11 protein-coding genes and 1 tRNA gene are annotated in these 11,167 nt (G+C 68.0%); 2 read left to right on the top strand and 10 right to left on the bottom strand.

Going from position 1 to position 11,167, the window contains the following annotated elements; genetic code table 11:
* The 5 genes from ACIQ3R_RS02660 to ACIQ3R_RS02640 are packed head-to-tail and all read right to left on the bottom strand — an operon-like array spanning position 1 to position 3,441.
* Positions 1-276 (bottom strand): HPr family phosphocarrier protein, encoded by a 276-nt coding sequence (locus tag ACIQ3R_RS02660; protein WP_397414808.1) that lies wholly within the window; start codon positions 274-276, stop codon positions 1-3.
* A gap of 1 nt (position 277) precedes the next feature.
* A complete protein-coding gene (locus ACIQ3R_RS02655; protein ID WP_397414770.1) occupies positions 278-682 on the bottom strand; it encodes a PTS sugar transporter subunit IIA in 405 nt (134 codons plus the stop codon).
* A 59-nt stretch (positions 683-741) separates the two neighbouring features.
* On the bottom strand, positions 742-1,185 hold the full coding sequence (locus ACIQ3R_RS02650; RefSeq protein ID WP_397414768.1) for an HPr kinase/phosphorylase: 444 nt from the start codon (positions 1,183-1,185) through the stop codon (positions 742-744).
* Positions 1,182-2,762 (bottom strand): stimulus-sensing domain-containing protein, encoded by a 1,581-nt coding sequence (locus ACIQ3R_RS02645; RefSeq protein WP_397414766.1) that lies wholly within the window; start codon positions 2,760-2,762, stop codon positions 1,182-1,184. Before ACIQ3R_RS02645 ends, ACIQ3R_RS02650 begins: the two co-directional genes overlap by 4 nt.
* Complete coding sequence (locus ACIQ3R_RS02640; protein WP_397414764.1) at positions 2,731-3,441, bottom strand: response regulator transcription factor; 711 nt, start codon at positions 3,439-3,441, stop codon at positions 2,731-2,733. The genes ACIQ3R_RS02645 and ACIQ3R_RS02640 overlap by 32 nt, the downstream gene beginning before the upstream one ends.
* Before the next feature lie 189 nt (positions 3,442-3,630).
* On the opposite strand from ACIQ3R_RS02640, the gene ACIQ3R_RS02635 reads away from it, so the two are divergent.
* A complete protein-coding gene (locus ACIQ3R_RS02635; protein ID WP_397414762.1) occupies positions 3,631-4,611 on the top strand; it encodes an NAD(P)H-dependent flavin oxidoreductase in 981 nt (326 codons plus the stop codon).
* A 120-nt stretch (positions 4,612-4,731) separates the two neighbouring features.
* On the opposite strand, the gene ACIQ3R_RS02630 is transcribed toward ACIQ3R_RS02635, so the two are convergent.
* From ACIQ3R_RS02630 to selB, 5 genes are all read right to left on the bottom strand, one after another.
* On the bottom strand, positions 4,732-5,322 hold the full coding sequence (locus ACIQ3R_RS02630) for a glutathione S-transferase family protein (RefSeq protein ID WP_397414760.1): 591 nt from the start codon (positions 5,320-5,322) through the stop codon (positions 4,732-4,734).
* A gap of 27 nt (positions 5,323-5,349) precedes the next feature.
* Entirely contained in the window at positions 5,350-5,868 is a 519-nt protein-coding gene (locus tag ACIQ3R_RS02625; RefSeq protein WP_397414758.1) for a UGSC family (seleno)protein, read from the bottom strand.
* Positions 5,869-5,899: 31 nt separating this feature from the next.
* Positions 5,900-7,486 (bottom strand): TlpA family protein disulfide reductase, encoded by a 1,587-nt coding sequence (locus tag ACIQ3R_RS02620; protein ID WP_397414756.1) that lies wholly within the window; start codon positions 7,484-7,486, stop codon positions 5,900-5,902.
* A gap of 24 nt (positions 7,487-7,510) precedes the next feature.
* Positions 7,511-7,605, bottom strand: a tRNA-Sec gene (locus tag ACIQ3R_RS02615).
* Between the two features lie 12 nt (positions 7,606-7,617).
* Entirely contained in the window at positions 7,618-9,546 is a 1,929-nt protein-coding gene (selB, locus tag ACIQ3R_RS02610; RefSeq protein WP_397414754.1) for a selenocysteine-specific translation elongation factor, read from the bottom strand.
* 83 nt (positions 9,547-9,629) lie between these two features.
* On the opposite strand from selB, the gene selA reads away from it, so the two are divergent.
* Entirely contained in the window at positions 9,630-11,036 is a 1,407-nt protein-coding gene (selA, locus tag ACIQ3R_RS02605) for an L-seryl-tRNA(Sec) selenium transferase (RefSeq protein ID WP_397414806.1), read from the top strand.
* The last annotated feature ends 131 nt before the right edge of the window (positions 11,037-11,167 follow it).

The following is an 11,167-nucleotide window of genomic DNA, read 5'->3' as shown; positions in this document are numbered from 1 at the left end:
CTATTCGTCTTCGTCGAAGCGGGCAGCGATCAATGCGGCGAGCGCCGCGATAGCGGCGTCCGCGTCTTCGCCTTCGGCCTCGATGTCGATGTGGCAGCCCGGTGAGGCGGCCAGCATCATCAGGCCCATGATGGATCGCGCGTCCACAGTCTGGCCGTCCTTAGAGACGCGAACCTCGGCGTTGAAGCTGGCCGCCGTCTTGACGAACTTGGCCGAGGCGCGGGCGTGGAGGCCCCGCTTGTTGATGATCTCGACGGTGCGGGCGGCTTCGCTCAGCTCACTTCTCTCCGGCCAGGACGTAGGAGGCGACGGAGATGTACTTTCGCCCGGCTTCCTGAGCGGCGGCAACCGCATCTTCCAGCCCGACGCGGCTTCGCAGGCTGGCGAGCTTGATCAGCATCGGCAGATTGAGGCCCGCAATCACCTCGGCGCGGGTCTGATCCATCACCGAGATCGCCAAGTTGGAGGGTGTCCCGCCGAACATGTCGGTGAGCAGGACTACGCCGGCGCCGGTCTCCACGCGGCGGCAGGCGGCCAGGATATCCTGGCGGCGGCGCTCCATGTCGTCGTCCGGCCCGATGCAGATGGCTTCGACCGCGGACTGCGGTCCGACCACATGCTCCATGGCGAAGATGAACTCCTCCGCCAGCCGGCCATGCGTGACGATCACGAGGCCGATCATGAACGACGATCCAAGGGGTATCCCCACCCGATGGCCCCGAATTGGGGGCAGAAGCGTTGCTAGATACGCCTCTTGTGCGCTGCGTCAAAGGCCGTGAGCGCGCGACACACCTTCATAGGCGCCGAGGGGTGGAGGAAACTGACCTTCAGGCAGGGTATCGGCACGTCGCAGACGGTCTGGAACTCAGGACGAGGAAGCCTTTCCGGCGATCCCTGGATGAGCAGCAGCCGGATCTCGGCCAGGTCGATTGCGGGCGCAGCGACGATGCCGAGCCCGCGGATCTCGATCTGGTCGCGCAACGGCTCCGGGGCGCGGCCGAAGAGCCGGCGGCTGTCCGACCAGACGATCACCCGATCATCCGCCACCAGCCGGAACCCGGCCGCCAAAAGCCGGAGCGCCAGGTCGCTCTTGCCGGCGCCGGAGGGCCCCTCGATTAGGACGCCCTGCCAGCGACCCTGCGCCCGGCGCGCCAGGAGGCCAGCGTGGCGGACTTCGCGCGTCATGCGGCCAGAACCGGGAGATTCAAGGTGAAGACGGCTCCGGCGACGGCGCCGTCGGCAGCCATTCGGTTGTCGGCGCACAGCGCGCCGCCGTGATGGGCCGCGATCTGGCGCGCGATGGAAAGGCCGAGGCCAGAGTTTCCACCGAACGCCGCGCCCTTGGGTCGGGATGTGTAAAACCGCTCGAACACGGTTTCGAGGTTCTCGGGCGGGATGCCAGGCCCTTCGTCCGCCACCGTGACCACCGCATCGCCGCCACTGCGGGCGAGCGTCACACTGACGGTTCCGTCGATCGGACTGAAGGAGCGAGCATTATCGATCAGATTGCGGATGATCTGACTGAGCGGGCCCTCCCGTCCCATGACGCGGCTGGCCTCGGCGCCTGGTTGGATGGAAAAGGTTACGGCCGCCTGGCCGCGCCCGGTCTCCTGGTAGAGCCCGACAATGTCGCCGAGCAGGCGGGCGAGATCGACCGGCCGCGGCGGGTCTCGGGAAAGTTCGGCGTCAAGGCGTGAGGCGTTGGAGATATCGGTGACCAGACGATCGAGCCGCTGGACATCGTTCTTGAGAATCTCGGTCAAGCGCGCCCGAGCAGCCGGGTCCTGCACCAGGTCTAGAGTCTCCACGGCCGAGCGCAGGGAGGTCAGCGGATTGCGGATCTCATGCGCCACGTCCGCCGCGAAGGCTTCAATGGCGCCGATGCGTTCTGTGAGGGCGGAGGTCATGGCCTCGAGACTGCGGCTCAGGTCGCCCACCTCGTCGTCGCGTTTTGCGAGGTCGGGCAGGGTGATCACCCTCGCTCGGTCCTGGCGGACGCGGTCAGCGGCGCGGGCCATGCGCGAGACGGGCTGCGCCACCAGGCTGTTCAAAAGTAAGGAGGAGCCCAGCGTCGCCATCATGGCGATCAGCACAAAGGGGATCAGCGCCCGGCGCTCAGCCGCGATGATCTGGTCCACGTCGCGGGCTTCCAGGGTGACGACGCCTAGCACGGCCCGCACATGGCGAATGGGTATCGAGACTGAGACCACGCGGCCGCCATGGTCGCCGCGGCGCAGGCCCGACCAGACTTCGCCCGACAGCGCGGTGGCCACTTCGCGGGCCAGGGCTTGTCGGGCGGCGACGTTTCGATTGCCGACTTCCCGCGTCTCGGCCTCCGCGGTCGGTCGCGCCACCGCCGGAGGAAGGTCGCTGGCGTCGACCCGGTCGGCCATCCACTCGGAATCGGCCACCACCCGGCCGTCGCCGTCGAACAGTCGCGCCCTTTGCGCCTCTGGGTTCGAGAGCGTCTGCAGCAACTCGGCGGCCAAGGCGGCGTCCATGCGCGGCTCGGGCTCGCCGATCGTGGCGGCCTGATCGAGGATGCTGGCGATCAGTTCGCCCTGGGTGGTCAGACTGTCGATCCGGGCGTTGACCAGACCTCGCCGCAACTCGTTCAGCACCAGCGCCCCCGCCACGACGATGGCCAGGCTGAGCAGGTTTAGCCCGAGGATCAGCCGTCCAAGCCGCGACCCGGGGAACCGGCGCGGCCGACCGGCCGGCGGCCGGGCCTCAGGATTCCCGGTACCGGTAGCCGACGCCATAGAGGGTTTCGATCGCGTCGAACTCAGGATCCACCTCGCGGAACTTCTTCCGCATGCGTTTGATGTGGCTGTCGATGGTGCGGTCATCGACATAGACCTGATCGTCGTAGGCCGCGTCCATCAGGTTGTCGCGGCTCTTCACGAAGCCCGGCCGCTGCGCCAGCGACTGCAGCAGCAGGAATTCGGTGACAGTGAGCTTGACGGACTTGCCGTCCCAGAGGCTCTCGTGGCGGGCGGGATCGAGCGTCAGCTTGCCCCGCTTCACCGCGCGGCCGGCCTCGCCGGAGGCCACGGCCGCCTGGTCTTCCGGATCGCCGCGGCCGGCGCGACGCAGCACCGCCTTCACCCGTTCGATCAGGAGGCGCTGGCTGAAGGGTTTGTGGATGTAGTCGTCGGCGCCCAGATTGAAGCCCAGGATCTCGTCGATCTCCTCATCCTTGGAGGTGAGAATGATCACCGGCAGGTCCGAGGTGCGCCGCAGGCGCCGCAGCACCTCCATGCCGTCCATGCGCGGCATCTTGACGTCGAGGATCGCCACGTCCGGCGGATCGTTCTCCAGCGCGGCGAGCCCCGAGGCGCCGTCATAGTAGGCCTTCACGGCATGGCCGTGGCTCTCGAGCGCGAGGCTGACCGAGGTGACGATGTTCTCGTCGTCATCGACGAGGGTGATGTTGGCCATCGAACGAAGCGAACTCCCAAGGAGATCAGAAAGGGCAACCCTATTGGTCCTGCACCATGGCCTCAATGGGGCCAAGAGGTGGCGTGACGTGGCGTCGCGGGTAGACGCCCTTGCCCGAAGCCGTACTATTCGTCCGACAAGATCAGGCTCCCAAATTAGACTGGGCCGTCCGAAGTGAGGAAACACACGATGATCAAGACACGCATCACCGAGATGTTCGGGGTGGAGACGCCGCTCGTCATGGGCGGCATGACCGGGGTTGGCTATGCGCCGCTGGTCGCCGCGGTGGCCAATGCCGGCGCCCTCGGCTTCATCACCGCTCACCACAGCCAGTCGGCCGAGGAGCTGCACAAGGAGATCCAGCGCTGCAAGGATCTGACCGACAAGCCGTTCGGTGTGAACCTGACGCTGCTGCCGTCGCTGAATCCCATCCCCTATGACGAATATCGCCGCGCCATCATTGAGAGCGGGATCAAGATCGTCGAGACCGCCGGTCGCGCGCCGGTCGATCACCTGCCCGACTTCAAGGCCAACGGCGTCAAGGTGATCCACAAATGCACCAGCGTCCGCCACTCGGTCTCCGCGGTGAAGCACGGCTGCGACGTAATCTCGATCGACGGGTTTGAATGCGCTGGCCACCCGGGCGAGGATGACATCGGCCTGATCGTGTTGCTGCCTGCGACGGTGGACGCCATCGGCGACGTGCCGGTGATCGCCTCGGGTGGCATGGCCGACGGCCGCAGCCTGGCGGCCGCGCTGATGCTGGGCGCCGATGGGGTCAATATGGGCACCCGTTTCATGGCCACGCAGGAATGCGCCATCCATGAGAACGTGAAGCGCAAGATCGTCGAGAACACTGAGCGCGATACGCTCCTGACCAATCGCACCCTTCGCAACACCAGCCGCGTGGCGCGCAACGCAGTCTCCGAGGAAGTGGTCAAGATCCAGCAGGATCCGACCAAGACCATCGAGGACGTGCGTCATCTGGTGGCCGGCGTGCGCGGCCGCACCAATGTTATGGGCCAGGGCGACACGGATGGCGGCATCTGGACCGTCGGCCAGAGCCAGGGCCTGATCCACGATATCCCGAGCTGCGCAGAGATGGTGCGGAACATCATGCGCCAGGCGGAAGCCACTCTGGCCCGGAACGCGGCGCGGGTCGCGGCCTAGGCGCAGGCCCCGCATGGCACACGAGCCTCGCCCCTTGAGGGGCGGGGTTTGGCGGAGTTCGGTCTCAGTCGCGCCGCGACAGCTCGCCCTGGCGAGGGCGCGGCGCCGCTGCCTGCCGCCTCAAACCGCGTAGGCGCGCTGGTAAGCGGGCCTTGCCTTCAACCGCTCTTCGTAGGCCGCCAGGCTCGGCGCGATAAGATCGCCAAGGCCGAAGAGGCGGGCTAGGCCCAGGGTGTAGCCGACAGAAACATCCGCGAGCGTAAAGCGGCCCGCGGCGAGCCAGGTGCGGCCGTCGTCGAGGGCGCGCTCCAGCACCGCCTGTCGCTGGACAAATGCGGTGCGGCCCATCTCGGCCACGGCCTCGGAATGTTCGGCGAACCGTCGCGCCCAGGTGAGCGGTGGTGCGAGGGTGGACTCACCGAACCAGAGGTATTGCAGGTAGTCGGGAAAGCCCGTCTCGTCGGGCGCGACGATCAGGTCGCTGTTCCGAAGGCGGGCTATATACTCGCTGATCGCCAGGCTCTCGACCATGCGGATCGCGCCGTGCTCCATGGCCGGCAGGGCGCCGGCCGGGCTCACCTCCAGGAACTCGGGGTGATTCTGGCGCACGGGCATCTTCAGCGCGACAAACTCGTAGGGTGCGCCAGTCTCTTCGCAGGTCCAGAGGGCGCGACGCGAGCGGGCGCCGCCGCTGCCGTAGATGCGGATCATCGGAGAGGCTCCTTCAAGCTTGGCGAATTAGGTCGTCAGGGCCGAGACGACCGACTCCAGAACCTGATGCGCCTTGGCGCGCATTTCGTCGTCAGTGGCGTCCTGGATCGGGTGGTCCACCAGCACGTAGCGCGCATCCTCCATGCCCAACGCCTTGCGCTGAACCTCGGCGGCCTGGGCGAACTCGCTGGAGGCGATGGAAACGGCCGGAAGCCCCTGGATTTCGAACCATACAGTGTCGTGCAGACTGCACGTCGTGCAGGATCCTCAATCGGCGAGGGCTTCCACCAGGACATTGCACTCCGACTTGATCTTGAGGCGCAGGTCGGACGGGCAGGGTTTGGTAAAGGTGGGCTTGGCGTAGCGGTTGATCGCCACCTTCGGATAGCGGGCCGCCAGCAGCCTCTCGAGCTCGTCGAGAAGCACGTTGCCGCGCGGCTTTGAGATATCGAGCAGACCTATCACGCCGGAGATATCCCCCGTGCGTGGGGTGACCTGTCGGGTGACGGGCACCCGCTCATCGGTCGGATCCAGAATTGTCGTCATCGACGCCCTCCGAACTTCTGATGTGAGGCTATCAGCAATCGATTTTGCGGGAAACGACCGTTGAGCCCATCGGGCCGGTCACCCAGCCATGAAAGGCGGCGGAGAACTTCCCGGCGTCGGCGCCCGCCACCACGATGTGGATGAACTTGCCGTCGGCGAACTTGCCGACCGGCGTGGCCAGTTGGGCCTCGGTCATCTTGGCCGCTGAAGCCAGGGGAATCCCGGCGCCGGAGACTTCGTTGGCGACCATCTCGCGCATCGGGCGGGCGGTGACCGCCTGGATGCGCTCGCGCAGGCGCTGCTTGGAGTAGGGGCCGTCGACGGTGAGCGTCTGGATGTGCTCGGGGCAGACCACAAGCAGGGCGTCGGTCGGCATCCGGCGAATCTTGGGCAGGAACATGCCTTCCAGGCCCAGGCCCAGGGTTCCGGCGATCTGATTGGGCTTGCGCGATTCCTGATCGACGATCTGTACTGGTCCGCTGGTCATGGCGAAGGCGGTGACGACGGAGTCCTCACGCTTGAAGCCGCGCTCGACGTGCAGCGGCTCCCAGGGCGAGCCTTCCTCCCACTCGGCGAAGCACATGGTGAACTTCATCGGGTTGGACAGTGTGGAACGATCCACACCGCCGGGCCGTGCGCCGCCCAGGTTGCGGATCACCAGCCTGAGCGCCCGACCAATGGTGGCGTTGGCGCGATTGCCGTTGCCCAGCGCTGCGAGCCGCATGTTCATGCCGATCCGCTCGCGGATCGGGCCGTTGATCACCAGCACCGGGGTGGCTCCCATGGTGGTGGCGTTAACGCCGTGGGCGTTGAACTCGTCGGTGCAGACGGCCTCGACCGCGGCGATCACCACCGGCAGGTATTCGGGCTTGCAGCCGGCCATCACTGCGTTGATGGCGATCTTCTCCACGCTCGCCGGGGCCATGTTGGGCGGCACGACGGCGACGATGTCCTGGGGGTCGCGGATCGTGCCGGACAGCATGCGCAGGACGCGTTCGGGCGTCGGCGGAACCAGCGGCAGGCCGTCGCTGAAGCCCTGGTCGAACATAAACTCTTCGATGTCGTCGGCGGCGGCGATCTCGATGCGGCGGGCGCGGATCGGACTGCCCTCGGCCTCGGCCAGCAGGCGGTGGTGAATCTCGGGGTCGAGGTGCTTGGAGCCGCAGCCGGGTCGCCAGTCGGGCAGGTCGGCCCAGGCGACGGCGGCGGGTGGCGCCGAAAGATCGGCGGCGACTGTCTGGGCGAGCTTTTCCCACTCGGCGCGAACAAAGCCTTCCAGCGGTGGGCGCGGCGCGCCGTCCGGTCCGGTCCAGTAGACGGCTGGCACAATCTCGAAGCCCCAGGCCAGCGAAGCGCGGAGCGCGCTGTCGTCAAGGATGGGCAGGGTCAGGCCGTGGCGGTCCCTGAGGATCGCATTGCCGTCGGCGGCCTGACCGACCATCCAGATGTCGGCCGCATCGCCCCAGGCCTGATGAAACGCTTCCAGAACCGGAGCGGCCAGGTTGCAGGTGTGGCAGTCTTCCTTGACGAAGGCGACTAGGCTGGGTCGACCGGTCGGGAAGGCGCGAGACTCGCCCGCCATGTCGCGAAGAACGAAGGCCGGGGCAGGTTCAGTCATCTCTGAGGCCTCAAGTCGAACAGGTGGCGGAGGTGGATGGGAATCGAACCCACCACACGCCTTTGGGACGTGTCACCGGTTTTGAAGACCGGGGAAGCCACCAGACTCCAGTCACCTCCAGCAACTGGACCTTAGAGCGGGATCCTTGGCTCGGCCACCTGGCGCGTATCTCCCTCGCGGATCGTATCGCCGCGTGCGTCGAGGTGCTCCATCACCGGTACGATGAACTTGCGCGAGGTGGCGAGCGCCTCGCGCGCCTGCCCGGTGGCGAAGCGCGCCGGTGGCGGGAAGGCGGCGCGCAGGGCCACCACAGCGTTGTCCAGCGCCTCGGCATGGAAGATCAGCGTCTGGCGCAGCGCCACGTTACGCAAGGCGATCAGGCGACCGGTGTCGATCAGCAGGTCGATGAGGGCGGGATCGTCTTCGGTCGGGTCCGGGAAGTCCTTGGGTGCGGGAGGGTTCACGCCCCCTGCGCGCAACAGGTCTTCGATCTCATGGAGCCGCGCCCGGGCCGCCCGGGAAAGCGCGGCGACCGGGTCGTGGTCACGCAGGGCCGCCTGGCCGCGCGCGAGGCGGATCTCGCCCGTCGCCGCCAGATGCTGTTCCAGATGGGAGATCAGGGCGGCGGACATGACGCGCGCCAGCTGACCGCGCAGCGGGCCGAGCGGCGTTCCCGCCTTTGTGGGTTGGGCGCGATGGGCCTCGGCCAACTGGTCGAGATAGGCCCGCTCACCCTCCGAGACCGCGGCTTGTGACGCCATCAGGTCTTCATCCAGTTGGGCGCAGATCGACGACAGAATCGTCCGGACCACGTCGGGCGCGCGGCGCGCGAGCCGTGAGGCCTCCGCCACCGAGATCGCGCCACCGTCGCGTCGCGCCAGATGCGCGGCGATACGATCGAGGTCGCCTGCGGTCACGGCCTCCAGAAGCGCGCGGCGGGCTTCCAAAGTGCGCGCCCGCAGCATCGGGGCCTCGGGATCGAGAACCAGGGCGCCGCCGATGGTCTCGGCTGGGGAGGGACGGCGGAGGATGGCCCGCTGACCGGCGTGGGCGATCACCGGCGCATTGAACCGCAGCTGTACGAGGCCCCGGCCGCCGGGCTGGATCGGCTCGCCGCCAATAAGGCGTACCCGAGCCATGTCAGCCCGCGCTCCCCACATCACGCGAAGTTCGTCGCCGGACTTGAGCGGCCGGGCGCAGGTTGGCGCGACCACGAGGTCCACATCGACCCTCAGGGTGGGGTGGTAGGCGCCTGGCTTGCACAGCACCTCGCCCACGCCCGTCTGGTCGACCGAGACGCCGCGCAGGCTCGCCGCCACCCGCCCACCGGGGCGGGCGACGCCAACGGCTTGGCCGTGCACCTGCAGCTGGCGCAGGCTGACGGCTTGGCCCGAGGGCAGCAGTACAGCCTCTCCACCGGCCTTCAACGGTCCACCCTGCAGCGTGCCTGTGACCACCGTACCGACCCCGGCGACGCTGAAAGCGCGGTCCACCGGCAGGAACGCACTCGGCAGGGGATGGGGCGGCGGCGCCCTTGCGACAAGCGCCGCAAGTTCGGCATGCAGTGTCTCCATGCCCTCGCCCGAAACCGAAGAGCAGAACACCATCGGCTCGCCGGCCAGGAAGCTTCCGGCGAGGTCTGCAGCGATCCGCGCCTCGATGGCCGGCCGGTCCTCCGCCGCCAGCCGGTCGGCCTTGGTGATCGCCACGAGCCCGGCCCGGACGCCGAGGAGTTCCGCGATGCGAAGGTGCTCGCGGGTCTGGCGGCCGAAGCCATCGACGGCGGACACGACCATCAGGGTCGCGCGCGCGCCGGCCGCGCCCATCACCATGGCCCGGATGAAGTCCTCGTGCCCGGGAGCATCCAGAAATTCGACGCTGCCTGCCGGATAGTCCCGCCAAGCGAAGCCGAGCGTGATCGAGAGCCCGCGCGCCTTCTCCTCGGCCAGCCGGTCGGTCTCCATCCCCGTGAGCGCACGGACGAGCGCGGTCTTGCCGTGATTGACGTGGCCGATCACTGCGAGGCTGAGGGGCGCCGGTGACGAGACGGGTGCGGACATCACTCAAGCCCCTAAGGCATCCGCTCGGATTGGCGAAGGCCGCCGCCGGTCTGTAAGCTCAGGGACCAAAGGGGAGACGCGCCATTTCGACCAGGACCTCCGAGACCGCTCGCCCTGATCCCCGCCGCCGCCTGCCGGCGGTGGGCGTCGTGTGCGAGAACGCGGGCGCCCGGCCGCTGATCGCGCGGTTCGGTTCCGAGGCGGTGGCCCGGGCGGTGCGAGGCGCCGTGGCCGAGGCCCGCGCCGGGCTTGCGGCCGGTAGTGAGTTAGCGCCGACGATCACCGATCTGCTCTCGATGGCCGCCGAGCGCCTGGAGGCGGGCGGGCGTGAGACGCTCTTCCCGGTGATCAACGCCACAGGTGTGGTGATCCACACCAATCTCGGTCGCGCCCCGCTGGCGCCCGAGGCGGTGGCGGCGGCGCAGGCGGCGGCGGGATATGGCAATCTGGAACTGGAGCTGGATAGCGGCCGACGGTCCTCGCGCCAAGATCACCTCGACGGCCTGATCGCGGAAATCACAGGCGCGGAAGCCGGGATTGCGGTCAACAACTGCGCCGGCGCCGTGCTCCTGGCGCTCGCTGCCCTGGCCGAACGCGGGCCGGTGATCGTCTCGCGCGGTGAACTCGTGGAAATCGGCGGCGGCTTCCGAGTACCCGACGTCGTGGCCCAGAGCGGCGCGGTCCTGGTTGAGGTCGGCACGACCAACAGGACCCATCTTCGGGACTATGAGGAGGCGTTGGCCGCGCATCCGGAAGCGCGGGTCATTCTGCGCACCCATCCCAGCAATTTCCGCATCAGCGGCTTCACCAGTGCTCCGGCATTGGACGCTCTGGCCCATTTCGCGCACGCCCACGGTCTGTTGCTGGTCGAAGACCTTGGGGGCGGGGCGTTGGTCGATCTGACGCCCTATGGGATCACCGGGGAGCCCACCGTTCAGGAGAGCCTCAAGGCCGGTGTCGATCTGGTGCTGTTCAGCGGCGACAAGCTGCTGGGCGGGCCGCAGGCCGGGCTCGCGGCGGGACGGCGCGCGCTAGTCGACCGGTTGGCCAAGCATCCGCTGGCGCGAGCCCTACGGCTAGACAAGCTGTCGCTTGGGGCCCTGGCCGCCACCTTGCGGCTCCATCGTCCGCCTTCGGACCCAACAGTGAGAGTGCCAGTGTTGCGGATGCTGACCGAGCCCCTATCGATCGTCGCCGCGCGGGCCGAGGCGCTGTCGACGCGGCTCGCCGACATCCCGGCTTTGGAGGCGGCGATCGTGGACACTCAGGGGTACGCCGGCGGCGGCGCCCTGCCGATGCAGGCTTTGGCCAGTCGCGCGGTGGCGCTGCGCAGCCGCCGGTTCAGCGCCGAAGCCCTCGCGCAGCGTCTGCGCGCTGGCTCGACGCGGGTGCTTGGTCGCATCGAGCAGGATCTCGTGCTCATCGACCTGCGCACGGTCGATGATGGCGAGTTGCCCGCACTGAGCAAGGCGATTCGGGAGGCGGCTTGATCGGAGGGAGCCGCGAACGGGCCGCCAGACGATACTCGAGAAGCCTGCTCCGTCCAGATTCAGGACAACTCCGGCGTCAGGCGCGGCCTCGGAGGGACTCGAACCCCCGACCTTGGCTTTAGGAAAGCCCT

It is taken from the genome of Phenylobacterium sp., from assembly GCF_044371015.1.
Classification (GTDB): domain Bacteria; phylum Pseudomonadota; class Alphaproteobacteria; order Caulobacterales; family Caulobacteraceae; genus Phenylobacterium.
This window is presented reverse-complemented; position numbering and strand designations above follow the sequence as displayed.

What these genes read in the sequence shown, in the direction of transcription:
- ACIQ3R_RS02655 (WP_397414770.1), bottom strand. Translation starts at nt 682, where the DNA reads ATGATCGGCCTCGTGATCGTCACGCATGGCCGGCTGGCGGAGGAGTTC.
- ACIQ3R_RS02650 (WP_397414768.1), bottom strand. Translation starts at nt 1,185, where the DNA reads ATGACGCGCGAAGTCCGCCACGCTGGCCTCCTGGCGCGCCGGGCGCAG.
- ACIQ3R_RS02645 (WP_397414766.1), bottom strand. Translation starts at nt 2,762, where the DNA reads ATGGCGTCGGCTACCGGTACCGGGAATCCTGAGGCCCGGCCGCCGGCC.
- ACIQ3R_RS02640 (WP_397414764.1), bottom strand. Translation starts at nt 3,441, where the DNA reads ATGGCCAACATCACCCTCGTCGATGACGACGAGAACATCGTCACCTCG.
- ACIQ3R_RS02635 (WP_397414762.1), top strand. Translation starts at nt 3,631, where the DNA reads ATGATCAAGACACGCATCACCGAGATGTTCGGGGTGGAGACGCCGCTC.
- ACIQ3R_RS02630 (WP_397414760.1), bottom strand. Translation starts at nt 5,322, where the DNA reads ATGATCCGCATCTACGGCAGCGGCGGCGCCCGCTCGCGTCGCGCCCTC.
- ACIQ3R_RS02620 (WP_397414756.1), bottom strand. Translation starts at nt 7,486, where the DNA reads ATGACTGAACCTGCCCCGGCCTTCGTTCTTCGCGACATGGCGGGCGAG.
- selB (WP_397414754.1), bottom strand. Translation starts at nt 9,546, where the DNA reads ATGTCCGCACCCGTCTCGTCACCGGCGCCCCTCAGCCTCGCAGTGATC.